The sequence below is a fragment of the Pseudomonas sp. S3_E10 genome (genome assembly GCF_054667615.1).
This window is the reverse complement of sequence record NZ_CP162743.1, coordinates 4,765,805-4,788,148: the sequence shown is the minus strand read 5'-3', so window position 1 is coordinate 4,788,148 and position 22,344 is coordinate 4,765,805. Positions and strand designations below refer to the sequence as shown.

Here is a 22,344-nt window from a genome sequence, read left to right as displayed (position 1 = left end):
CTCATCAATTCGGTTCAACGGTATTGGGCAAACACACCGGCGACGGGGGCCGTCGACTCACGCAACACGATGCTCGGCGTTACGACGCGTTGATCGATCGGCAATTGGGGGGTTGCAATTCGTCGCAGTAAAAGCTCGGCTGCGGTCTCGCCAAGGTGCAGGATCGACTGCCCGACCGTCGTCAGCGCCGGGTATACGTAGCGGCTCATTTGAATGTCATCAAAGCCAATGACCGACAGCTCGCCGGGCACGCGGATATTACGCTCCGCTGCCGCACGTAACACGCCGAAACCAATCATATCGTTGCTGGCAAAAATCGCACTGGGCGGGTTCTCCGCCAGCAACTCAACGGCGGCGGTGTAACCGCCCGTACTGGTGAAGTCGCTCTCCCGGGTGCGATTGGCCGCCACCTCCACGCCCGCTTCCCGCAGCGCACGGTGATACCCCGCCAGACGCATCTGCGCCACACGCGTATGCGCCGGGCCGCCAATGCAGGCGATGTCACGATGGCCCAACTCGAGCAAATGCCGGGTCGCCAAATAAGCGCCCTCCTCGTGATCGATACGCACCAGATCGACATCGATACCATCCAGCGCGCGGTCGACAATCACCATCGGCGTGCGCACCGCACTCAAGCCTGCGGCCAATCCGCTGTCATCGCCACCCACCGAGGTGACGATCAAGCCGTCGATGCGCTTCTCCAGCAACACCCGTAAATAGCTGCGTTGTTTTTCAGCGTTGTCATCGGAGTTGCACAGGATCACGCAGTAACCATTACGCTCGCAGTAATCCTCAATACCTCGCGCCAGCTCGGCAAAATACGGGTTGAGACTATTGGGCACCAGCAAGCCGATGGTGGCTGTGGTCTTGGCCTTGAGCGAGCGCGCGACGGCGCTGGGCACGTAGTCGAGCTGCTTGATAGCTGCCTCGACCTTGACCCGTACCGGCTCGCTAACAGGGCGCGTCTTGTTCACCACATGGGACACCGTGGTGTAGGAAATACCTGCAAGCGCCGCCACATCCTTGATCGTTGCCATGGTTCAGCCCCGCCGACTGGCGCGTCGGCTGCGGTACGTGTCGAGGACCACCGCAATCACGATCACCGCACCGGTGATGATGCGCTTGGTAGGTTCTGTAGCACCGATCTGCGCCAAGCCAGCGGCCAATACCGAAATAATCAACACCCCAAAGAACGTGCTGATCACCGAACCGCGTCCGCCCATCAGGCTGGTGCCGCCGATCACCACCGCCGCAATCACTTGCAGCTCCAGGCCGGAACCGGCATTCGGGTCCGCCGCTTCCAGGCGCGATATCTGGAACAACGCTGCCACGCCGGCCAGCAGGCCCATCAGGCTGAACACCAGGATCTTGTATGGCTTGGGGTTGATCCCCGCCAGGCGCACGGCTTCCTCGTTGGTGCCGATGCCGATCAGGTAACGACCAAACACCGTGCGGGTGAGTACCAACTGGGCGACGATGATCACCAGCAAGGCGATGATGAACGATGGCGAAATACCGAAGGCAATCGGGTTGGACAGCCAGGCAAACGAATCACCGATATACGCCGTGCGCGAACCGGTCATCTGGTACGCCACGCCCCGCGCCATTTCCAGCACGCCCAGGGATACGATAAACGACGGAATTCGCCAGGCCACGGTGATCGACCCAGTGATGGTGCCGGCCAACGCGGCGCAGCCCATGCCAAGCACAGCAGCCGGCAACACGCTCCAACCCCAGCCAAGAATCGCCACGCTGACCGCCGACGCCGCCAGCGCCAGCACCGAGCCCACCGACAGGTCAATCCCGCCGATAATCAGAATAAAGGTCATGCCCACCGCCAGTACCATCAGATCCGGGATCTGGTTGGCCAGGGTGCTGAAGGTGTCATAGGACAGGAAGTGATCGCTGAGCACCGAAAACAGCGCGATCATCGCGAGTAAAGCGCCCGCCAACCCCAGGTAAGTACCCAGGCCGTAGAAGTTGCCGCCGGTTTTGCCGGGGGATGTTGTGGTTTTCATGGGGTATTCCTAGGCGCGGCTTCGTTGAGCAGCGCATCACGTTTCTGATAGCCGGCAAACGCGGCGGCGAGCAATTCGTCCTGGGTCCAGCTGTCGCGCTCGAAGGTTTCGATCAGGCGCCCGGCGGACAGCACGCCGATGCGATCACAGATCAGCATGAGCTCACGCAGGTCACTGGACACCACCACCAGCGCTTTGCCCCGGCGGGTCAGCTCGCCGAGCAAGGCATAAATGTCGAACTTGGCCCCGACGTCGATGCCGCGAGTGGGCTCGTCGAACAGCATCACCGAGCAGTCACGCTCCAGCCAGCGGCCGATCACGACTTTCTGCTGGTTGCCGCCCGACAGTTCCGACACCAATTGCGCCGGGCTGGAGCTGCGGATGCGCATGGCGTCGATCTGACGCTTGGCCAGGGCCGTTTCATCGCGACTGTTCACCACGCCGCCGCCGGAAATTTCCGGCATATTGCCCAGGGCGATATTGGCGCTGATGGATTGGGTGAGCAGCAGGCCTTCACCTTTACGGTCCTCGGTGATCAAGGCGATGCCATGCCCTACTGCATCCACCGGCGAGCGAATGCTCACCACCTCGGCCGCAGGCCCCAGGGCCACGGTGCCGCTGTCCGCCAGGTCGGCACCGAAGATCAGGCGCAGTAACTCCGTACGGCCCGCGCCAATCAGGCCGGAGATGCCATAGATCTCACCGGCACGCACTTCAAAGGACACGTCTTGGACTTTATCCGAGCGGCTCAAGCCTTTGACCGTCAGGGCCGGGCCGCCAATCGTGCGGGGGCCCAGGTCGATGTGCTCACCCAGCTCGCGACCGACCATCAAGGTCACCAGTTGCTCGCTGTTGTAGTTGGCCATCGGCTCAACGCAGACCAGCTTGCCGTCACGCAGTACCGCAATGCGCTGGGCGACACGGGCCAGCTCTTCGAGCCGGTGCGAAATATAAATGATCGCCACGCCCCGGGCCTGCAGACGGGTGATTTGCTCAAATAGCATTTCGACTTCACGGGCAGTAAGCATCGCCGTGGGTTCGTCGAGGATCAGCACATGGCAGTCGCCGATCAGGTTGCGGGCAATCTCGACCATCTGCTGGTGGCCGATGCCCAGGCTGCCGACCAGAGTGTCCGGGTCGATGGCATCCAGGCCGACCTGGGCCATGGCCTCGATCGCGGCCTTGCGCAGTTGCTTACGGCTGATCCAGCCACAGTGGCTGGGCAAGTTATCCAGGAACAGGTTTTCGGCAACGGTCAGGGTCGGTAACAGGTTGAGTTCCTGCATGACCATACGCACGCCTAGCGCTTCGGCCTGGGTACGGCTAGCCGGATGATAGTCCTGGCCATTGAATTGCATGTGCCCGGTAGTCGGCGTGACCAGCCCGCCGATGATCTTCGACAAGGTGCTTTTGCCTGCGCCGTTCTCACCGGTCAGCGCCAGCACTTCCCCGCGGTTAAGCGTGAGGGTGATGTCAGAGAGAACCGGCTGGGCATAGGTTTTACCGATACCGCTGACCGAGAGGACAGCGTTCGGGGCGGAAGATGACATAGGAAAATCTCCAGGCGTCCGCTCAGGGCGAGCGGACGCTGTTGGGTGCTGCCAGGATTACTGCTTGATGACGAGTTCGACCGGGGTTTCGATCACGCCGTCGTTGGCATCGACTTTCTCACCCTTGACCAACTTAAGCGCGTTCTGGATACCGAATACGGCTTGTTGCGCAGCCGCCTGGTCGGCGGTGGCCAGCACGCGGCCGTCCTGCAGCATTGGCTTGATGGCTTCGATGTTGTCGTAGCCCACCACCAGCACTTTGCCCGCCTTGCCCGCCGCACGCACGGCGGAGACAGCGCCCAGCGCCATGTTGTCGTTACCCGCCAACAAGGCCTTGAGGTCCGGGTATTCGCTGAGCATGGCCGAGGCAACTTTCTGGCCCTGGTCGATTTCCCAGTTACCGGACTGGGTAGAGACGATCTTCATGCCGGCCGCGTCCATCGCATCCTTGTAGCCTGCGGTGCGCTGCTGGGCGTTGGTGGTGGTCGGAACCCCTTCGATGATGCCGACCTTGTCACCTGCCGCCAGTTGCTTGGCCAGATAATCGCCCACCAGCTTGGAGCCTTTGCGGTTGTCCGGACCGACAAAAGGGATCTCGAGTTTTTTGCTTTTCAGTACGTCCGGGTCCAGGCGGTTGTCGATGTTAACCACCTTGATACCCGCATCGGAGGCTTTCTTCAGCACCGTGACCAGCGCCTTGGAGTCGGCAGGCGCGATGACGATGGCGTTGACCTTGGCGAGGATCATCTGGTTGACGATGTCGATCTGCGCGCTGGTATCGGTCTCGTTCTTGATGCCGTTGGTGATCATGTCGAAATCGGCGGCGTGCTCTTTCTGGTACGCCTTGGCACCGTCCTGCATGGTCACGAAAAATTCGTTGGCGAGGGATTTCATCACCAGGCCGACCTTGGGCTTGGCGGCGGTGTCATCGGCGAATGCCGAGGAAAGAGGTAAAGCGGCGGATGCGGCAGCAAGCACAGCGACAGCAAGAAGACGTGCAGCGAATGGCAGCTTCATGGGTTCACTCCGATCTTATGATTATTGTGAGCAACGCTTGCACCGAAAGACGCTTCGGCAGCCCCCCACCCGGGAGGCTGGTACGAGTGATCACAGGGCTCAGGGAGCATCCAGCGAAACATCTCGCAAACGTTTGCGTTATTCAAACTATGCGAACCTTGTCGAGATTTGTCAACGGTAGAACACAGCCTTTCATGCAAGGCCTTGGCGCCCCGTGCTGGCCCCCCCTTAAACAGCCAGCGCTCGCCATGATTTTCTGAAACGCCGTTTTTTTCGAGCCTTCCAGGATTTTTTTGTCATATTTTTCGGACAACCGAACGCGACACTTCAGGTTGTTCGGAAAGCCGGACGACGGTTCGGCCAGAAGCCTGTTGAAAACACTGAAAATCCTTACATATCAAATAGTTAATTTATATTCATAAATACCATCAGCCTGGTACAGATCCTGCTCCTAACAGGCGCCTCGTGGCATTCAGCACCGCCCGGGTGTTCTAGATGAACCGGCTACAGCACTCATCAAAAACCAGAGAGAAAAATAATGAAATCTGCATTGAAGAACTTTGTCCCGGGCGCATTAGCCCTTCTGCTGCTGTTCCCCGTTGCCGCCCAGGCAAAGGAAGTTGAAGCCAAGACCAAACTGTCCAACGTAGTGATCCTCGCTACCGGCGGCACCATTGCCGGCGCTGGCGCCAGTGCGGCCAATAGCGCCACCTACCAGGCGGCCAAAGTCGGTATCGAGCAGTTGATCGCCGGTGTGCCTGAACTGAGCCAGATCGCCAACGTGCGCGGCGAACAAGTGATGCAAATTGCATCCGAAAGCATCAACAACGAAAACCTGCTGCAACTGGGTCGCCGCGTCGCCGAACTGGCCGACAGCAAAGACGTTGATGGCATCGTGATCACCCACGGTACCGACACCCTGGAAGAGACCGCCTACTTCCTGAACCTGGTGGAAAAAACCGACAAGCCTATCGTGGTGGTCGGCTCCATGCGCCCGGGCACCGCCATGTCGGCCGACGGCATGCTCAACCTGTACAACGCCGTGGCCGTAGCCGGCAGCAAGGACGCGCGCGGTAAAGGCGTGCTGGTGACCATGAACGACGAGATCCAATCGGGTCGCGACGTCAGCAAGATGATCAACATCAAGACCGAAGCGTTCAAAAGCCCATGGGGCCCATTGGGCATGGTAGTTGAAGGCAAATCCTACTGGTTCCGCCTGCCGGCCAAGCGTCACACCATGGATTCGGAATTCGACATCAAGAACATCAAGAGCCTGCCCGATGTCGAAATCGCCTACGGCTACGGCAACGTGAGCGACACCGCCTACAAGGCCCTGGCCCAGGCTGGCGCCAAAGCCATCATCCACGCCGGTACCGGTAATGGTTCGGTGTCGTCCAAAGTCGTCCCTGCCCTGGTGGAACTGCGCAAGCAAGGCGTGCAGATCATTCGCTCTTCCCACGTAAATGCCGGCGGCATGGTGCTGCGCAATGCCGAACAGCCAGACGACAAATACGACTGGGTTGCAGCCCTTGACCTGAACCCGCAGAAAGCGCGGATTCTGGCAATGGTCGCCCTGACCAAGACCCAGGACAGCAAAGAGCTGCAACGGATGTTCTGGGAGTATTGATTCGCGCTGACACCTCTGTAGAGGCGGGCATGCCCGCCTCTACCTTCCTCGCTTCCCGCCCTATCCCACTCTGCGTCCTACGCCAAGCCTCCCAATTCGCTGTCAGACGAACTTCTTGAGTTTTAAGTAGTTGCGAAATCGCCCGCAGTTAAATACTGTATGTGCGTACAGCTTATTAAGGAATACCCCGTGGCAAAGTCCTCTTCCGCAGCGCCTACCCCGCCTGATGCCTATGAGCGCCTGGCTATTCGTGTGCAAAAGATCATCAACTCCACCAACGCCCAAAAAGCCAAGGCCGCGTTGATTTTCCGTCTACCGGACGAGCCCGAGGATGAGTGGCAGCGTTTGCTGGAGGAAATTGCAGAGAACGACAACGTTACCCTCGCTTATCGCGACGATGGCGGCGTGCAGATTTTCTGGGTTGTGCCGAAGGAAGATTGATTCGATGAGTGCCCGTTTTATTGCTCTGTGCTGCCTGTTTTTTGCCATTACCGCCCACGCGCAGGCGCCCCGAACCTTCAGCGAAGCCAAGAAAGTCGCCTGGAAGCTCTATTCGCCGCAGTCCACCGAGTTCTATTGCGGCTGCAAATACACCGGCAACCGCGTGGACCTGAAGGCCTGCGGTTATATCCCCCGCAAGAACGCCAGCCGCGCCGCGCGCATCGAGTGGGAGCATATTGTTCCGGCCTGGCAAATCGGGCACCAGCGCCAATGCTGGCAGAACGGTGGGCGCAAGAACTGCACGCGCAATGACAATGTGTTCAAGCGCGCCGAAGCCGACTTGCACAACCTGGTGCCGAGCATCGGCGAGGTCAACGGTGACCGTAACAATTTTAGTTTTGGCTGGCTGCCGGTGCAAAGCGGGCAGTACGGCTCCTGTCTGACCCAGGTGGACTTCAAGGCCAAGAAGGTCATGCCGCGCCCGTCCATTCGCGGGATGATTGCGCGCACGTATTTCTACATGAGCAAACAGTATGGCTTGCGCCTGTCGAAACAGGATCGCCAGCTGTATGAGGCCTGGAACAAGACCTACCCGGTACAAGCCTGGGAGCGCCAGCGTAATCAGACCGTGGCGTGTGTGATGGGGCGCGGCAATGAATTTGTCGGCCCGGTGAACCTTAAAGCCTGCGGTTGAACATGGGCGGCGCCGCCGCCCAATCGGCCTGTTACTGCGCGGCCTTGTGCTCGATAATTTCGGAGACGGTGTCGTTTTTCTTGGCGCGGGCCATTTTTTCGTTCAGCAGCGTCTGCTTGGCCTCGGCCTCGGCCCTGGTGGCGAATGGGCCCAGCAAAACCTCATCCTTGCCGTCGACCTTCACGATATAGAAGTTGAAACCGTGTTCGAGCAACCAGGCGGTCAGGTCGGTGATTGCCTGCAACTTATGATCAGGCGGCCCTACCCGCAGGTCCCATTCCTGGGCGGCAATTGCGCCGGTTTGTGGCTGGCTTTCGGTCGCGGCGGGCTTGGCCTTGGGGGTATCGACAGGCTTGCCCTCACCGCATCCGGCCAATGCCAACACCGCCATTGCCATCGCTACTTTACGCACTACCCTGCTCCTTCAACGGATAAAGAGGCGACTTTATCATTCACTGTCTATTCTGGCCGTCATAAACGTTGGCTTAAACAATGCGAATGATGTATCCCAGACCTGTATGATGCCGCCACGGGAATTAATGCCGCCTCTATGCGTCCTAAAAGAGGCAGTCACAGGGACGCGCTTAGCAGTAAGCTACATACATCCGACACCAGCCCTGTCTGAAACATGTGTCCTTAAAAGTAATCAAGGAGAAGTCCATGCTTATACTCACCCGCAAAGTCGGTGAAAGCATAAACATCGGTGATGACATTACTATCACCATCCTGGGCGTCAGCGGCCAGCAAGTACGAATCGGCATCAACGCACCCAAGGATGTTGCCGTGCATCGCGAGGAAATCTATCAGCGCATCCAGGCTGGCCTGACCGCTCCGGACAAAAACCAGACGCCTTGAAGCGCCCTCAGTAGCCAGCCCTTTCGTTCACTGTAACGGCTGGCGAAAACCCCTCCGGACTGTCCTTGTTTGTGTTGCGCGGTTCGCAGCGCCCTTTATTTCATCCGCGCCCCAAGATGAAACTGTCTTCACGCCCGGAACTTGTCGCGCGCTCTACGGCCGAATCCCCTGACTGACATCCTGCCACTCGTGCGCATTCTGGCGCGCGTCGATGAGGCCCACTGCCGTGCAGCCATTTCTCCCCAGATCCTGGGTGATCACCCTGCTGATAGGGCTGGTATTTGTCGGTTTGGAGTATGGCCTGAGGCTCGAAGTAGAAGGCACAGGCGCCGCGCGCTCGCCGCTGGACCTGGCATTGCTGCTGTGCGGCTATTTGTTCATATTCTGCCTCAAGCCCATCCAGAAGGCCGTGCAGCGTAAGCTGTGCCAGCGGCCCGGGCCAAAAAAAGCAGGCCGAGCCCGATAACGCGGCTCGGCCTTTTTGCGTCAGCCCGTCGTGTGTTGCAAACGCAGCAAGCCATCGGCGTCGCGCTGCACCTGCAACTGCCCATACCCCTCAATCGACGGATGACGCGTGACCATAGGCACAGAGTGCGTCGACGTCACGACCATCACATCCGCCCCCGCTGCCTCCCCGGCTCGAATGCCCACCGCAGCGTCTTCAAATACCAGGCAATCTTGCACCGACACCCCCAAGCGTTGCGCACCCAACACATAACAAGCGGGGTTCGGCTTGCCGATAGCCACGTCTTCGGCGGTAACCAGCGCTGCCGGCGCCGCGATCCCCGCCGCTTCGAGCCGACGTAGTGCCAGCTTCCGGGGCGCAGAGGTCACCAACGCCCACTGATCAGCGGGCAAGCGCTTTAAAAATTCGATGGCCCCGGGAATCGCCACGACGCCCCGCACATCCTTGATTTCAGCCTCGGTAATCCATTGCGCCTCAACTTCAGGATCCACGCCGGGCAGGGCCTGGCGCGTGATGGTATCGATTGCGCGGGCACCATGAATGGTCTTCAGGAACGCCGCCACATCCAACCCATGGCGTTCAGCCCAGATGCTCCACACTCGCTCGGCGGCGGCGATGGAGTTGAGCAGGGTTCCATCCATATCGAACAGGAAAGCGCGGTAACGGCGGGCAAAGACGGCTGAACCTCGGATGGACACTGCGGAGCTTCCTCGTGAGCTGAAACGAATAATCGGCCCGATGCAATCTACGGATCACCCCACGACTTGTAAACGCTGCGGGTGTGTCGCGCCGCCAATCATTACGAACTTGTCATCATCCTGTTGGCCGGCTGTTCGGGTGCACTGGTTACCGTGAGCGCACTGCCATGACCTGGCAGCCCCCCTTTTTAAACGAGAGACCGCCATGAAACTGTTAACCCTCGCCATTGCCGCGCTGTTGGCCACCGGCCCGGTATTTGCTGCTGACCAGAACACTGTTATCCACGACAAGACCGGCTTTTTCGTGCATCTGGACGTGGCCAAAGTGCTGTCGAGCAGCGACACCAACGGCCAGTGCGGCATCGTCCCCGCCCGGCTCGACTACCTCGACCACCAGGGCCGCGAACACGTGCTCGACTATCAGGTCCAGGGCACCGGCTGCGCCAGTGACAATTGATCGGGCTACACTGGCGCCACGTATTGAATCAGGGCATCTCCCATGAACATCCTCGTAGTCGAAGACGAACCCAAGGCCGGCAACTACCTGCTCAATGGCTTGCAGGAATTGGGCTACTCCGTAAGCCTCGCCCGGGATGGCGTGGACGGCTTGCACCTGGCCTTGGAAACGCCGTTCGACGTGATCGTGCTGGATGTGATGATGCCGAAAATGGACGGTTGGGAAGTGCTGCGCCGCCTGCGCAAGGAAACCGACACGCCGGTACTTTTCCTGACGGCGCGCGATGATATTGCCGACCGCATCAAAGGCCTGGAACTGGGCGCCGATGATTACCTGATCAAGCCGTTTTCCTTCGCCGAACTGGTGGCGCGCCTACGCACCCTGACCCGTCGCGGCCCGATCCGTGAAGAAGAGCAACTGCACATCGCCGATCTGCAAATCGATGTGCTCAAGCGTCGCGTCACCCGCGCCGGCACGCGCATTACCCTGACCAACAAGGAGTTCGCATTGTTGCACCTGTTCGCCACCCACCAGGACCAAGTGCTCTCACGTTCTCTGATCGCCTCCAGGGTCTGGGACATGAACTTCGACAGCGACACGAACGTGGTGGACGTCGCCGTGCGGCGCCTGCGCCTTAAAGTCGACGACCCGTTCCCGCTCAAGTTGATCCACAGCGTGCGGGGCATCGGCTACCGCTTCGATACCCAGCCATGAGCACTCGTCGGCATTATTCACTGACCCTGCGCCTGGCGCTGATTTTCGCGCTGCTCGCCTTCGCCCTGCTGGCAACACTGGGGGTGGCGTTGTATCGCGAGCTGGAGCGCGAGTTGATCCGCCGCGACGACGCCCAGTTGATCTCCCGTGTGGACCAGTTGCGCAACCTGCTCAACGACAGCAACACGCTGGACCTGATCAAGACCAAGCCGGAATTGTTCCAGAACATGTTGGGCAACCGTGAATCAGTGCTGAGCATCGCCGCGCCCGGCCAAGCGCCGCTGCTACTGGTAAACCCCGCCAATATAGACTTGCCGACAATCAAACCGGTGCCCAAGGATCACGTGCTTGCGCTAAGCGATGTGCAGCATCTGCCAGGCCTGAATGGCGTGCCCTTCTCCACTCTCGCCGCCTCCATCGACTCCGGCGACCTGGGCAGCCTGCAAGTTACCAGCGGGCGCCTGATGACCGAGCGCACCGCCATGCTCGCCAGCTACCGGCTCAGCGTTTATATCCTGGCGAGTATCGCTGCAGTTATTCTCGCGCTGGCAGGCTATCTACTGGTGTATCGCGGCCTGCTGCCGTTGAGGCGCCTGGCACGACATGCCGAGAATATTGGCGTAGGCAACCTCGCAGAACGCCTCGACAGCCACGGCGCGCCGAAAGAACTGCTGCCGATGATTGACTCGTTCAATACCATGCTGGAGCGCCTGGCCAAGGGCTTTGTGCAACTGGGGCAGGTGGCCACCGACATGGCCCACGAACTGCGCACGCCAATCAACAACCTGCTGGGGGAAACCCAGGTCGCCCTGCAACAGCCGCGCAGCATCGAAAACTACCAGCAACTCCTGGCCTCCAACGTCGAGGAGCTGGAGCGCCTGGCGCGAATGCTCGACAACATGTTGTTTCTGGCGCGCACCGACCCGGCCAGCGCCCTGCGCCAACGCCAGGAACTCAGCGCAGCCGATGAAGTGCAACGCATCGCCGATTACTTTGAAGGCTTGGCGAGCGACGTAAACATCAATATTCGCGCCGAAGGGAAAGGTGTGATCTGGGCTGAACCGATGCTGCTGCGTCGGGCCCTGGCAAATTTGTGCGCCAACGCCATCAAATACGGGGCGCCGAACTCCGAACTGGTGATCCAGGCGGTTCCAAACGCTGAAGGCATTCAGTTGTGCGTCAACAACCAGGGTGAAACCATCCCCGCCGAGCATTTATCGCGGCTGTTCGAGCGGTTTTACCGGGTGGACGAATCCAGGGAACGGTCGGCCCACTCCAACGGGTTGGGCCTGTCCATTGTGGCGACCATCATGCAGTTGCATAACGGCCGCTACAGCGTCAGCAGCGACGAAGGCGTGACGCGTTTCGAGCTGTTTTTCCCTGGGCGTAAAGCACAGGAAGCATCGGCTCAATCAAAGGCGCCATTGAGCACTTCGTAGATAATGCCTGTCGCGACAGCCACCAATATCAGGTCGGTGCCCGCCTGCTGCCACTCATACCCGTCGTAACGGGGCAACTGGCCCAATAAACGGCCATCGAGTTTTTTGGCAATACCCGGTGGCAGCGGCTTGCCGCGCGCCAGGTTCTTCTGGATACCCGGCGGTAAAGACGGCCCCGGGCTCCAGTAGTCGCGATACCCCCCCAACACATTCAGCACGCTGCCGCGATCAACACTAGGGCCGTGGCTGCTCGACCCACCTTTGCCTTTGGGCTTGTCATGGCCCTGCCCGCCTTGGCTATTGCCTTTATTGTTACCTTGCCCCTTGCCATTGCCTGGATCAGCCAGCGCCATGCCGCTCCCGGCAAACAGCACAATCGACAGCGCAACAGACACGAACTTCAACGATTTGATCATGACGATAATCCAAGGCCGGGACGTGATTGAACTGTAGTTGAAGTTGATGAGTAATGCGCCACGTCAACTCACCTGGCCGCCACCTTCGACCACATCCACCGGCGTGTTCCACGCCGCCGACACTGCGCTACGCAGCCCATCTACCAAGGTAGGCAACGCCATCGACGATTGACTGGGCACATGGATAAACCCACTGCGCACCTCTGAGCCCGTCAGCACATGTTGCAAACGGTAGAACACCTGATTGCAGACAAAGGTCCCCGCCGTCTGCGACACCGACGCCGCAATGCCCGCCTCGCGCACCGCCCTGACCATGGCCTTGATCGGCAGCGTCGAGAAATAAGCCGCCGGACCACCGGCCACAACCGCCGTGTCGACGGGCTGCTCACCCAGGTTATCGGGGATGCGCGCGTCGTTGATATTGATCGCTACCCGATCGATGGATATCTCGCTGCGCCCGGTTGCCAGGCCTGTGGCAATCACCATTGCCGGACGCAACTCCTCGATCAGCTTCACCAGGCATTCGCCCGCGGTGGTGAACGCGCAGGGCAACCTACGCGCGACGATTGTCACCTGTTCGTCGATTTTAAAACCATCCAGTCGGCGCGCAGCCTCCCAGGACGGGTTCACCGAGTCTTGGTCAAAGGGCTCGAAGCCCGTCAGCAATACCGTTCGCATCCCGGCCTCACATCAACAGATAAAGCAGCACGATATTGACCACCAGCATCATCAACGCTGTCGGCAACTGCGCCTTGATCACCGCGTTCTTGTCCGGCAACTCCAGCAACGCCGCCGGCACGATATTGAAGTTGGCCGCCATTGGCGTCATCAGGGTACCGCAATAACCGGAAAACATGCCGATGGCGGCCATTACCGCCGGGTTACCGCCGTAGATGCCCACCAACACCGGCACCCCGACCCCGCCGGTCATCACCGGGAATGCCGCGAAGCCATTGCCCATGATCACGGTGAACAGGGCCATGCCCAACACATAGACCATCACGGCCACCAACTTGTAATCCAGGTTGATATAGGTGGTGGTGACGTGCGCAACGGCCGTGCCGACCCCGGCTTCGTTGAACAACAACCCGAGCATCGCCAGCATCTGCGGCAGCACCATGGCCCAGCCCAAGGCCTCAGTGAGGCGACGCGACTCGCGCAAGGCTTGCACCGGTGTGTCGCGGGTCAGCCAACAGGCCAGGCCGAGGGCGATCAGGCAACCGATGCCAAGCGAAACAAACGTGGTGTTTTTCGGGTCCAGCAGCGGCACGCCGCCGATCTCGGTGTGCTTGAGCACTACAGAGCCGATCACCGTGGTCAGCGGGATGGCCAAGGCCGGGATAAACAGTTTGTGCCCCAGGCGCCCGGCACTGGCGCGGGAGGCCTTGTCATGCAACTCGGCATGGCTACCGCGACCGACACCGCCCAATCCTGCGATCAACGCCATCACCACCACGCCCACGCCGATGGCCACCGATGGCAGCCGCTCCCCGACCAGGAACGGGATCGCGAACAACAGCCAGAACAGTGCGCTGGACCAACGTTTAGGATGGGCGCGATCCATCAGGATCATGCCTGCGGTAATGAGCAGCAGCACGCCGGCAAGCCAGTACAGGTATTGAATGGAGATAATCATTGCGCAGCCTCCACGGACGTCGCGGCGGGCGTCAGCTCGCGGGTGAGCCTTCGATCAAAGCGATGCAAGCGGATCGCGTGGATAATAAACGCACAGATCGCCGTGGGAATCCCCCACACCGCGATATGCAGCGGCTCGACATCAATCCCCGAACCCAGAAGAAAGGTGTGCATCAGTGCAATCGCACCAAAGGCCACAAAGATATCTTCGCCAAAAAACAGACCGACGTTGTCCGTCGCCGCGCACATGGCCAAGACCTTGTGGCGCAGCTTGTCGGGCAGTTTGCCGTAGCGCTTTTCAGCGGCGCCTTCGGCCATCGGCGCGAGCAACGGGCGCACCATCTGCGGGTGCCCGCCCAGGCTGGTCAAGCCCATGGCGGCCGTGGATTCGCGCACAAACAGGTAGATGATCAACAGGCGCCCAACCGTGGCGCGCTCAAATCGTGCAATCCAGTTCTGCGCATGCAGGCGCAGCCCATGGCGCTCCAGCAAGCCGATGACCGCCAGGGGCAGTAACAGGATCAATTGCAGGGCACGGGTTTGAAGGAAGCCATCACCCATGGTGGCGAGGATTTTTTCCAGCGGGAAATGGGCGGCAAGCCCGGTGGCGATAGCGGCGGCGGTGACCACCAACAGCGGATTGAAGCGCAAAACAAAGCCAACCACGATCACAAGTACGCCGATCAACGGCCATAAGTTCACAACAGTTTGCATGGCGATGAAGTCCTTAAGTGCGCGCTGCGGCGCCATTACAGCAGGATGTGAACAAAGGGTTCACAGCAGGAAGTGGCGTGCAGTCGGCTCGGTTTTTTATTGTTGACCCGTAAGGGCGAGCGTCAGTGGCGGCAACTTTGCTGCCTGGAAGCGGGAGGTGTCCAACAAGAAAAATTGTTGCTGTGAACCAATAAATTTTGTCGGCGCAAGGCGTCAGCGCTAATTGAACGGTGCCGGCTTGAACAGCAGAGGCCGGGCAAGACTAATGGCACGCCGATCTTGCATCGCACGCGCGCAGTCATCAGGATGGCGCACTGTTTTCAAGATCTGCGAAAGGCCAAGGCATGAAGCTACTGCGTAAATGGCGCGAACATCAGGAACGCAAAGCGTTACGGGCAATGACTGCGCTGGAACGTTCCACCCAGAAATTGCGTAACCGTTACCCGAAGTACAGCTTCGGCCTGGGCACCTATGGTGATGTGAAAGTCCACGACTGGAATGAAGGCACCACCCTGCGCGTAGGCGCCTATACCTCTATCGCAGGCGATGTCGAAGTCTATCTGGGCGGCCACCATCGCACCGATTGGCTCAGCTGCTATCCATTCCCGGCGAAGATCAAGGCGCTTGCTCACATCACCGACTTCGGCGGCAGCAACGGCGACGTCAGCATTGGCAACGATTGCTGGATAAGCTCCCATGCCATCATTTTGTCTGGCATCACCATCGGCAATGGCGCAGTGGTCGCGGCCGGTTCAGTGGTAACAAAAAACGTCGCGCCCTACTCCATCGTCGGAGGCAACCCGGCCAAGCACATCCGCTGGCGTTTCGATGAACCGACTCGCCAAATCCTTGAACAATCCGCCTGGTGGGAGTGGCCCGAGGCGGAGGTTCGCGCAGTGGCCCATCTGCTCTGCAGCAGCGACATCGAGCCTTTCGTCGAGTACCTCAAACAGCGGGCTCGCTGATTTCACTGGGAATACACCGAGCGTCCCTCTTGAACCGGCCTCAGCACGAGGTCGGGTTGGCAAGGAGGATGCAGAGCTGGCGTTCTGAGGTGGGATTAGCAACGTTTTGCAAATCGCAGACAGCAAAAAGGGGTCACCGTTTCCGATGACCCCTCTAGACCGCCCAGCAGAGCGGATTTTGTTTGGTAGGCGCGATTGGACTCGAACCAACGACCCCCACCATGTCAAGGTGGTGCTCTAACCAACTGAGCTACGTGCCTGCTGTGAGGCGGCATTCTACGGAATTGCGCAGGGGTGTCAACCTCTTTTTTGCAGCTAAGCCTATGAATATGCGAATTTTTTATTTGCAGCTGGCACACCCGCCTTTTCCGGGTGGCTGGCAGGCAATTTTCAACTGAGGTAGGATCTGGCCACTCGTAAAAAATATAAAACAGAGGTTCCAGGATGGCGAACACCCCCTACCCCCAATCGTATTACGCCGCTTCCGCGAATGCCGTTCCGCCTCGCCCGACGTTGCAAGGCGACGTCGAAACCGATGTCTGCGTGATCGGCGCCGGCTATACGGGCTTGTCCAGCGCGCTGTTTCTGCTGGAGAACGGTTTTCGCGTGACGGTACTGGAAGCCGCCAAGGTGGGCTTTGGCGCGTCGGGCCGCAATGGCGGGCAGATCGTCAACAGTTACAGCCGCGATATCGATGTGATTGAGCGCAGCGTCGGGGCTCAGCAAGCCCAACTGCTGGGGCAGATGGCGTTCGAGGGCGGCAGGATCATTCGCGAGCGGGTCGCCAAGTATCAGATCCAGTGCGACCTGAAGGACGGCGGCGTGTTCGCCGCGCTCAACAGCAAGCACATGGGCCATCTGGAGTCGCAGAAGCGCCTGTGGGAGCGCTACGGCCATACGCAGCTGGAGTTGCTGGACGAACGCCGTATCCGCGAGGTGGTGGCCTGCGACAATTATGTCGGCGGCCTGCTGGACATGAGTGGCGGGCATATCCACCCGCTCAACCTGGCGCTCGGTGAAGCGGCCGCGGTGGAGTCGCTGGGCGGCACGATCTATGAGCAATCGGCGGCGGTGCGTATCGAGCGCGGCGCCAATCCGGTGGTGCACACCGCCGAGGGCAAGGTCCGGGCCAAGTTCATCATCGTCGCGGGCAATGCCTACTTGGGCAACCTGGTGCCGGAGCTGGCGGCCAAGTCGATGCCGTGCGGCACACAGGTGATCACCACCGCGCCACTGGGGGACGAACTCGCCAGGACGCTTCTGCCGCAGGATTACTGCGTGGAAGACTGCAACTACCTGCTCGACTACTACCGCCTTACGAGCGACAAGCGCCTGATCTTCGGCGGCGGCGTGGTGTACGGCGCGCGCGATCCGGCGAATATCGAGGCAATCATCCGGCCGAAAATGCTCAAGGCCTTCCCGCAACTCAAGGATGTGAAGATCGACTACGCCTGGACCGGCAATTTCCTACTGACCTTGTCGCGACTGCCGCAGGTGGGTCGCCTGGGTGACAACATTTACTACTCGCAGGGCTGCAGCGGCCATGGCGTGACCTACACGCACCTGGCAGGCAAGGTACTGGCCGAAGCATTGAGAGGCCAGGCCGAACGTTTTGACGCGTTTGCCGACCTGCCGCACTACCCGTTCCCGGGCGGGCAACTGTTGCGCACGCCGTTTGCGGCGCTGGGGGCTTGGTACTACGGCTTGCGGGACAAGTTGGGGTTCTGACACTGCCAAGGGGGCCGGCTCGCCGGCTCTCGCAACACATCACCAAATCGCAGACACAAAAAACCCCGGTCTTTCGACCAGGGTCTTTGCTATCGGATCAAAGCAGCCAATGGCTTTCTTTGTGCTTCAAGGCGTTCAGTGGGCCTTGAGGCAGATATGGCGCAGCGGACGGGACTCGAACCCGCGACCCCCGGCGTGACAGGCCGGTATTCTAACCGACTGAACTACCGCTGCGTATCGCTTGACTGGCTGAGCGTAAACCCTCAACCGTCTTTAAACGTCTGACCGAGCAACCTTGGCTGTTCGATCTCAAGCCCGATAACTCGAACCTGGAAAATATGGCGCAGCGGACGGGACTCGAACCCGCGACCCCCGGCGTGACAGGCCGGTATTCTAACCGACTGAACTACCGCTGCGCGTCGGTGCAACCTTTAACGTTGCGTCTTGCCCAAGGGCAAAACTCTCAAGAAGTGGTGGGTGATGACGGGATCGAACCGCCGACCCTCTGCTTGTAAGGCAGATGCTCTCCCAGCTGAGCTAATCACCCTTTGCTTCGTTGAGGCCGCGAAATTTACGCAGGTAGCAGACCTAAGTCAATAGCCTGCTTGAAGTTTTTCTGAAAAAGACAAAATTGCTTCAAGACCGCTGCCGGCCCTACTCGCTGTAAATCATCTTCTTGCTCATGCCGCCGTCCACCACAAACTCCTGCCCGGTCACAAAGCCCGCCTGGCGCGACAGCAGCCACGCCACCATCGCAGCCACGTCCTCGACTGTGCCCACCCTGCCCGCCGGATGCTGGGCGTGATCTGCGTCGGTCAAAGGCTCGGCACGCCGTGCGGCAGGATCACGCGCATCGATCCAGCCAGGGCTGACGGCATTGACCCGCACCTCCGGCCCGAGGCTGATGGCCAGCGCGTGCGTCAAGGCCAACAAACCGCCCTTGCTCGCCGCATAAGCTTCGGTGTCCGGCTCCGATTGACGGGCCCGCGTCGATGCCAGGTTGACGATCGCGCCGCCGTGGGCACGCAGGTAAGGCGCGCAGTGCTTGGCCAGCAACATCGGCCCACTGAGGTTCACCGCCAGCACGCGATTCCAGTAGGCCAGGTCAAGGCTTTCCAGGGTGATATTGCGCGGGTCGGCCACCGCCGCGTTGCACACCAACGCATCCAGGCGGCCAAACTGCCCGAGCACTTCGGCAACGCCTTGGGCGACCTGCTTCTCATCGGCCACATCCATGGTGATGAACCAGGCGTTTTCACCCAGCACCTTGGACACCTTGGCACCGCGCTCGCGGTCCAGGTCGGTCAACACCACTTGCCAACCTTCACTGATCAACCACGCCGCGATCCCAAGGCCAATGCCTCGCGCAGCGCCTGTCACCAGCGCGACGCGCCCGTTAGTGGCCGCCGCGGCTTCCATGGACCACTCGATCACAACGCCGCCAACCCGCGAGCCAGGTCTGCCTGCAGGTCAGCCACGTCTTCCAGGCCCACCGCGATGCGGATCAGACTGTCACGAATACCCGCCGCCTCACGCTCCTGCGGCGCCAGACGGCCGTGGGAAGTGGTACTCGGATGGGTAATCGTGGTTTTGCTGTCGCCCAGGTTAGCCGTGATGGAGATCAGGCGCGTCGCATCGATAAAGCGCCACGCCCCCTCTTTGCCCCCCTTCACTTCGAAGCTCACCACCGCGCCGAAACCACGCTGCTGGCGCTGCGCCAATTCGTGTTGCGGATGGCTCCGGAGCCCGGCGTAGTGGACTTTTTCGATGGCGTCCTGCTGCTCCAACCACTCGGCCAGGGCCTGGGCATTGGCGCAATGGGCTTTCATGCGCAGGCTCAGGGTTTCCAGGCCCTTGAGAAAAATCCAGGCGTTGAACGGGCTCAAGGTCGGGCCGGCGGTGCGCAGGAAGCCCACCACTTCCTTCATCTGCTCGCCACGACCGGCCACCACACCGCCCATGCAACGGCCCTGGCCGTCGATGAACTTGGTGGCCGAGTGCACCACAACGTCCGCGCCCAGCTTCAGCGGCTGCTGCAACGCAGGCGTGCAGAAGCAGTTGTCGACTACCAGCATGGCGCCCTTGGCATGAGCGACTTCGGACAACGCAGCGATATCCACCAATTCAGCCAGCGGGTTCGAGGGCGACTCGACGAACAACAATTTGGTGTTGGCCTTGATCGCCGCATCCCAACCGGACAGATCGGCCAAGGGCACGTAGTCCACTTCGATGCCGAAGCGCTTGAAGTACTTCTCGAACAGGCTGATGGTCGAACCGAACACACTACGCGACACCAGCACATGGTCGCCGGCACTGCACAGGCTCATCACCACCGCCAGGATCGCCGCCATGCCGGTCGCCGTCGCCACTGCCTGCTCGGCACCTTCCAGGGCCGCGATACGCTCTTCGAACGCACGCACGGTCGGGTTGGTGTAGCGCGAGTAGACATTGCCCGGCACCTCGCCAGCAAAGCGCGCAGCCGCATCGGCTGCCGTGCGGAACACGTAGCTGGAGGTGAAGAACATCGGGTCGCCGTGCTCACCTTCAGGGGTCCGGTGCTGGCCTGCGCGCACAGCCAGAGTATCGAAAGCTACGCCATCGAGGTCGCTGTCCAACCGACCGGCATCCCATTCCTGACTCATGCTGCCACTCCTTGCTCAATGCTTTATTTATGATGCAAAACCGGCCCCTCAGGGCCGGTGTCTACTCAGTTGTTGTACAGATCGATGATCGCGCTGACCGCCTGGGTCTTGATCTTCGAGGAGTCGTTACGCGCCTGCTCGATCTTGTTCAGGTAGGCCTCGTCGACGTCACCGGTCACATATTTGCCGTCGAACACCGCGCAGTCGAACTGCTCGATCTTGATCTTGCCACCACCGACCGCTTCGATCAGGTCCGGCAGGTCCTGATAGATCAGCCAATCGGCGCCGATCAGGTCGGCCACGTCCTGGGTGCTGCGGTTGTGGGCGATCAATTCGTGGGCGCTCGGCATGTCGATACCGTACACGTTCGGGTAACGCACGGCAGGCGCGGCGGAACAGAAGTACACGTTCTTCGCCCCGGCTTCGCGGGCCATCTGGATGATCTGCTTACAGGTGGTACCGCGCACGATGGAGTCATCCACCAGCATCACGTTCTTGCCGCGAAATTCCAGCTCGATGGCGTTGAGCTTCTGGCGTACCGACTTCTTGCGCGCCGCCTGGCCCGGCATGATGAATGTACGACCGATGTAGCGGTTCTTGACGAAGCCTTCGCGGAACTTGACGCCCAGGTGGTTGGCCAGTTCCAGCGCGGCGGTGCGGCTGGTGTCCGGGATCGGGATGACCACATCGATATCGTGCTCGGGACGCTCGCGCAGGATCTTGTCGGCCAGCTTCTCGCCCATGCGCAGGCGCGCCTTGTATACCGAAACACCATCGATGATCGAATCCGGACGCGCCAGGTAGACGTGTTCGAAGATGCACGGGGTGAGTTTCGGCGCCACGGCGCACTGGCGGGTGTGCAGCTTGCCATCTTCGGTGATGTACACCGCTTCGCCCGGCGCGAGGTCGCGGATCAGGGTAAAGCCCAGCACATCCAGGGACACGCTTTCGGAAGCGATCATGTACTCGACGCCTTCGTCGGTGTGACGCTGGCCGAACACGATCGGGCGGATGCCGTGCGGGTCGCGGAAACCAACGATGCCGTAACCGGTGATCATCGCCACCACGGCATAACCACCGACGCAACGGTTGTGCACATCGATCACGGCGGCGAACACGTCTTCTTCGGTCGGCTGCAGCTTGCCGCGCTGGGCCAGCTCGTGGGCAAACACGTTGAGCAGCACTTCCGAGTCGGAACTGGTGTTGACGTGGCGCAGGTCAGATTCGTAAATCTCCTTGGCCAGTTGTTCCACGTTGGTCAGGTTGCCGTTATGCGCCAGGGTGATGCCGTAAGGCGAGTTGACGTAAAACGGTTGAGCTTCGGCCGAGGTCGAGCTGCCGGCAGTCGGGTAACGCACATGACCAATGCCCATGTGCCCGACCAGCCGCTGCATGTGACGCTGGTGGAACACGTCACGCACCAGGCCATTATCCTTGCGCAGGAATAACCGGCCGTCATGGCTGGTCACAATACCGGCAGCGTCCTGGCCGCGGTGCTGGAGGACGGTTAGCGCGTCATACAGCGCCTGATTGACGTTCGACTTACCGACGATACCGACGATGCCACACATGCGACGCAACCCCTACTTAATGGATCTTGACTGAACACAGCTTACTGAGGCGTTTTGGCCGGCAAGAGGTGTTCCTTGAACGGAAGATCAGCGGGTACGCTGATTCCGCTGGCCAGCCACTGACTGCTCCACCCCAAAATGAGGTTCTTGGACCAGTCTGCAACCAATAGAAATTTTGGCACGAGTACCGACTCCTGCCACCACGAATCCTGCTGTACCGGCCCCAGGCTCAACAGCCCGACCGCCACGACCACCAGCAATGCGCCACGCGCGGCACCAAAGGCCATGCCGAGAAATCGATCGGTCCCGGAGAGGCCGGTGACACGTATCAACTCGCCAATAAGATAATTGACCATTGCTCCCACCAGCAGCGTGGCGATGAACATGATGGCGCAGCCCGCGATGACGCGAGCCGAAGGTGTTTCGATGTAACCGGCCAGGTAAACCGACAATGAACCACCAAACATCCAGGCTACGACTCCTGCGATGATCCAGGTCAGCAACGACAGTGCTTCTTTTACAAAGCCGCGGCTCAGACTGATCAACGCGGAGATGGCGACGATGGCAACAATCGCCCAATCAACCCAGGTAAATGGCACAGTGCAGCCTACGTACGGATAAGGCGGCGCATTTTAGCAGAGCGCCGGGCTGTCGGTAAGCTGTGATTGCGGCTGCTTTGCAAATCAATAGTTTGTGG

Annotated in this window: 24 protein-coding genes and 4 tRNA genes; 10 read left to right on the top strand and 18 right to left on the bottom strand. The window is 60.1% G+C overall.

Annotation, left to right across the window (positions count from 1 at the left end; translation table 11 throughout):
- Positions 1–14 precede the first annotated feature (14 nt).
- Genes AB4N98_RS21980 through AB4N98_RS21965 form a run of 4 tightly spaced genes read right to left on the bottom strand, consistent with a single transcriptional unit; the run spans position 15 to position 4,585 of the window.
- Positions 15–1,037: a LacI family DNA-binding transcriptional regulator gene (locus AB4N98_RS21980; protein WP_017528201.1), complete on the bottom strand. Its 1,023-nt coding sequence runs from the start codon at positions 1,035–1,037 to the stop codon at positions 15–17.
- 3 nt (positions 1,038–1,040) lie between these two features.
- Entirely contained in the window at positions 1,041–2,018 is a 978-nt protein-coding gene (locus AB4N98_RS21975) for an ABC transporter permease (protein ID WP_017528200.1), read from the bottom strand.
- Positions 2,015–3,568: a sugar ABC transporter ATP-binding protein gene (locus AB4N98_RS21970; protein WP_065877641.1), complete on the bottom strand. Its 1,554-nt coding sequence runs from the start codon at positions 3,566–3,568 to the stop codon at positions 2,015–2,017. Before AB4N98_RS21970 ends, AB4N98_RS21975 begins: the two co-directional genes overlap by 4 nt.
- A gap of 57 nt (positions 3,569–3,625) precedes the next feature.
- Complete coding sequence (locus tag AB4N98_RS21965) at positions 3,626–4,585, bottom strand: sugar ABC transporter substrate-binding protein (protein ID WP_017528198.1); 960 nt, start codon at positions 4,583–4,585, stop codon at positions 3,626–3,628.
- Positions 4,586–5,123: 538 nt separating this feature from the next.
- Between AB4N98_RS21965 and AB4N98_RS21960 the strand changes: the two genes are divergently transcribed.
- The 3 genes from AB4N98_RS21960 to AB4N98_RS21950 all read left to right on the top strand — a co-directional run bounded on the left by AB4N98_RS21960 (position 5,124) and on the right by AB4N98_RS21950 (position 7,347).
- Positions 5,124–6,212 (top strand): asparaginase, encoded by a 1,089-nt coding sequence (locus AB4N98_RS21960; protein WP_017528197.1) that lies wholly within the window; start codon positions 5,124–5,126, stop codon positions 6,210–6,212.
- A 189-nt stretch (positions 6,213–6,401) separates the two neighbouring features.
- Positions 6,402–6,653: a DUF1654 domain-containing protein gene (locus AB4N98_RS21955; RefSeq protein WP_017531144.1), complete on the top strand. Its 252-nt coding sequence runs from the start codon at positions 6,402–6,404 to the stop codon at positions 6,651–6,653.
- A gap of 4 nt (positions 6,654–6,657) precedes the next feature.
- Positions 6,658–7,347, top strand: coding sequence for an endonuclease (locus tag AB4N98_RS21950; protein ID WP_017531145.1), 690 nt, complete (start codon positions 6,658–6,660; stop codon positions 7,345–7,347).
- A 31-nt stretch (positions 7,348–7,378) separates the two neighbouring features.
- Here the strand turns inward: AB4N98_RS21950 and AB4N98_RS21945 are convergent, their stop codons facing one another.
- Positions 7,379–7,744 carry an SPOR domain-containing protein gene (locus tag AB4N98_RS21945; RefSeq protein WP_068934134.1) on the bottom strand — a complete coding sequence of 122 codons (366 nt, stop codon included), beginning with the start codon at positions 7,742–7,744 and terminating at the stop codon, positions 7,379–7,381.
- Between the two features lie 263 nt (positions 7,745–8,007).
- On the opposite strand from AB4N98_RS21945, the gene csrA reads away from it, so the two are divergent.
- Both csrA and AB4N98_RS21935 read left to right on the top strand, forming a co-directional pair.
- Positions 8,008–8,202, top strand: a complete 195-nt coding sequence (gene csrA / locus AB4N98_RS21940) for a carbon storage regulator CsrA (RefSeq protein ID WP_003192511.1) — start codon at positions 8,008–8,010, stop codon at positions 8,200–8,202.
- Positions 8,203–8,413: 211 nt separating this feature from the next.
- Positions 8,414–8,668 carry a hypothetical protein gene (locus AB4N98_RS21935; RefSeq protein ID WP_065877643.1) on the top strand — a complete coding sequence of 85 codons (255 nt, stop codon included), beginning with the start codon at positions 8,414–8,416 and terminating at the stop codon, positions 8,666–8,668.
- A gap of 20 nt (positions 8,669–8,688) precedes the next feature.
- Here AB4N98_RS21935 and AB4N98_RS21930 read toward each other — a convergent pair whose 3' ends face one another.
- On the bottom strand, positions 8,689–9,366 hold the full coding sequence (locus AB4N98_RS21930; RefSeq protein WP_017531148.1) for an HAD-IA family hydrolase: 678 nt from the start codon (positions 9,364–9,366) through the stop codon (positions 8,689–8,691).
- Positions 9,367–9,571: 205 nt separating this feature from the next.
- Between AB4N98_RS21930 and AB4N98_RS21925 the strand changes: the two genes are divergently transcribed.
- From AB4N98_RS21925 to AB4N98_RS21915, 3 genes are read left to right on the top strand one after another with little or no spacing between them, the layout of a single operon-like run.
- Positions 9,572–9,823 carry a DUF2790 domain-containing protein gene (locus AB4N98_RS21925; protein WP_017531149.1) on the top strand — a complete coding sequence of 84 codons (252 nt, stop codon included), beginning with the start codon at positions 9,572–9,574 and terminating at the stop codon, positions 9,821–9,823.
- 42 nt (positions 9,824–9,865) lie between these two features.
- Entirely contained in the window at positions 9,866–10,537 is a 672-nt protein-coding gene (locus tag AB4N98_RS21920; RefSeq protein WP_065877645.1) for a heavy metal response regulator transcription factor, read from the top strand.
- Entirely contained in the window at positions 10,534–11,976 is a 1,443-nt protein-coding gene (locus AB4N98_RS21915) for a heavy metal sensor histidine kinase (RefSeq protein WP_223494540.1), read from the top strand. Before AB4N98_RS21920 ends, AB4N98_RS21915 begins: the two co-directional genes overlap by 4 nt.
- Here AB4N98_RS21915 and AB4N98_RS21910 read toward each other — a convergent pair.
- The 4 genes from AB4N98_RS21910 to AB4N98_RS21895 form a co-directional block, all read right to left on the bottom strand.
- Entirely contained in the window at positions 11,946–12,392 is a 447-nt protein-coding gene (locus AB4N98_RS21910) for an anti-virulence regulator CigR family protein (RefSeq protein ID WP_017531152.1), read from the bottom strand. The genes AB4N98_RS21915 and AB4N98_RS21910 overlap by 31 nt on opposite strands.
- 63 nt (positions 12,393–12,455) lie before the next feature.
- The gene (gene pcp / locus AB4N98_RS21905) at positions 12,456–13,070 is read right to left on the bottom strand and encodes a pyroglutamyl-peptidase I (RefSeq protein WP_460148912.1); all 615 of its coding nucleotides are present in this window, start codon (positions 13,068–13,070) and stop codon (positions 12,456–12,458) included.
- Positions 13,071–13,077: 7 nt separating this feature from the next.
- Positions 13,078–14,028, bottom strand: coding sequence for a DUF979 domain-containing protein (locus AB4N98_RS21900; RefSeq protein ID WP_017531154.1), 951 nt, complete (start codon positions 14,026–14,028; stop codon positions 13,078–13,080).
- The gene (locus tag AB4N98_RS21895) at positions 14,025–14,741 is read right to left on the bottom strand and encodes a DUF969 domain-containing protein (protein ID WP_017531155.1); all 717 of its coding nucleotides are present in this window, start codon (positions 14,739–14,741) and stop codon (positions 14,025–14,027) included. The genes AB4N98_RS21900 and AB4N98_RS21895 overlap by 4 nt, the downstream gene beginning before the upstream one ends.
- Positions 14,742–15,085: 344 nt before the next feature.
- On the opposite strand from AB4N98_RS21895, the gene AB4N98_RS21890 reads away from it, so the two are divergent.
- Positions 15,086–15,706 (top strand): CatB-related O-acetyltransferase, encoded by a 621-nt coding sequence (locus AB4N98_RS21890; protein WP_017531156.1) that lies wholly within the window; start codon positions 15,086–15,088, stop codon positions 15,704–15,706.
- A 183-nt stretch (positions 15,707–15,889) separates the two neighbouring features.
- Here AB4N98_RS21890 and AB4N98_RS21885 read toward each other — a convergent pair.
- Positions 15,890–15,966: transfer RNA gene (locus AB4N98_RS21885), tRNA-Val, on the bottom strand.
- A 184-nt stretch (positions 15,967–16,150) separates the two neighbouring features.
- On the opposite strand from AB4N98_RS21885, the gene AB4N98_RS21880 reads away from it, so the two are divergent.
- Positions 16,151–17,434 carry an NAD(P)/FAD-dependent oxidoreductase gene (locus tag AB4N98_RS21880; RefSeq protein ID WP_017531157.1) on the top strand — a complete coding sequence of 428 codons (1,284 nt, stop codon included), beginning with the start codon at positions 16,151–16,153 and terminating at the stop codon, positions 17,432–17,434.
- Between the two features lie 157 nt (positions 17,435–17,591).
- Here AB4N98_RS21880 and AB4N98_RS21875 read toward each other — a convergent pair.
- The 7 genes from AB4N98_RS21875 to AB4N98_RS21845 all read right to left on the bottom strand — a co-directional run bounded on the left by AB4N98_RS21875 (position 17,592) and on the right by AB4N98_RS21845 (position 22,246).
- A tRNA-Asp gene (locus tag AB4N98_RS21875) sits at positions 17,592–17,668 on the bottom strand.
- 105 nt (positions 17,669–17,773) lie between these two features.
- Positions 17,774–17,850: transfer RNA gene (locus tag AB4N98_RS21870), tRNA-Asp, on the bottom strand.
- Positions 17,851–17,905: 55 nt separating this feature from the next.
- Positions 17,906–17,981 (bottom strand) — tRNA-Val (locus AB4N98_RS21865).
- Between the two features lie 107 nt (positions 17,982–18,088).
- On the bottom strand, positions 18,089–18,853 hold the full coding sequence (locus AB4N98_RS21860; protein ID WP_020379919.1) for an SDR family oxidoreductase: 765 nt from the start codon (positions 18,851–18,853) through the stop codon (positions 18,089–18,091).
- Between the two features lie 11 nt (positions 18,854–18,864).
- On the bottom strand, positions 18,865–20,076 hold the full coding sequence (locus tag AB4N98_RS21855; protein WP_065877647.1) for an O-succinylhomoserine sulfhydrylase: 1,212 nt from the start codon (positions 20,074–20,076) through the stop codon (positions 18,865–18,867).
- 65 nt (positions 20,077–20,141) lie between these two features.
- Positions 20,142–21,647, bottom strand: a complete 1,506-nt coding sequence (purF, locus tag AB4N98_RS21850) for an amidophosphoribosyltransferase (RefSeq protein WP_017530181.1) — start codon at positions 21,645–21,647, stop codon at positions 20,142–20,144.
- 41 nt (positions 21,648–21,688) lie between these two features.
- Complete coding sequence (locus tag AB4N98_RS21845) at positions 21,689–22,246, bottom strand: CvpA family protein (protein WP_003192538.1); 558 nt, start codon at positions 22,244–22,246, stop codon at positions 21,689–21,691.
- Between the last annotated feature and the right edge of the window lie 98 nt (positions 22,247–22,344).